This window comes from Halomonas sp. AOP43-A1-21 (genome assembly GCF_052376775.1).
In the GTDB taxonomy this organism is placed as follows: domain Bacteria; phylum Pseudomonadota; class Gammaproteobacteria; order Pseudomonadales; family Halomonadaceae; genus Vreelandella; species Vreelandella colorata.
In genome coordinates, this window is record NZ_JBQSWC010000097.1 from 1 (window position 1) to 750 (window position 750).

Below are 750 nucleotides of genomic sequence, written 5' to 3' on the forward strand. Positions count from 1 at the left end.
AGGCCCGCCGGGTGCGGGTACAGGCCGGGGTCGTGAAAGACCAGTTGAACGCCGCGCTAAAACCCCATGGCCTGTTCTTTGCCCCGGAGCTCTCCACCTCCAACCGCGCCACCCTCGGCGGCATGATCTCTACCGACGCCAGCGGCCAGGGCAGCTGCGCCTACGGTAAAACCCGCGATCACGTACTGGAACTCGACACGGTGCTGCTCGGTGGCCAACATCTACAGAGCCGCGCGCTGAGTGCCGAGGATGAGCAACACGCCTGCCAGCAGGCGGGCATCGTCGGTCGTGTTCACCAGACGGCCACGGCCATTATTGACCAACAGCGCGCGCTGATTGAGGCGACCTTTCCGCCGCTGAACCGCTGCCTGACCGGCTACGACCTGGCCCACTTACGCGACGCCGCCGGCCAGCTTAACCTCAATAGCCTGCTGTGCGGCTCGGAAGGCTCGCTGGGGTTTCTGAATGAAGCCGTTCTTAACGTGCTGCCGATTCCCCAGTACGCCACGCTGGTCAACGTGCGCTACCCAAGCTTTATGGCAGCCCTGCGCGACGCCAAGGCGTTGATGGCAAATGCCGAGCCCATCTCGATCGAGACCATCGACGATACGGTGCTGACGCTGGCCATGGAGGACTTCGTCTGGGACAGCGTGGCTGAGTTCTTCCCCGCCACGCCAGAGGCGCCGATTCGCGGCATCAACCTGGTCGAGTTTAGCGGTGACGACCCCAAGGCCGTGGCCGAGCAGGTGC

General features: G+C 64.3%; 1 protein-coding gene. It reads left to right on the forward strand.

Going from position 1 to position 750, the window contains the following annotated elements:
* A partial coding sequence (locus tag ACT3R7_RS20705; RefSeq protein WP_496199466.1) for an FAD-binding oxidoreductase occupies positions 1 to 750 on the forward strand: 750 nt, incomplete at both ends.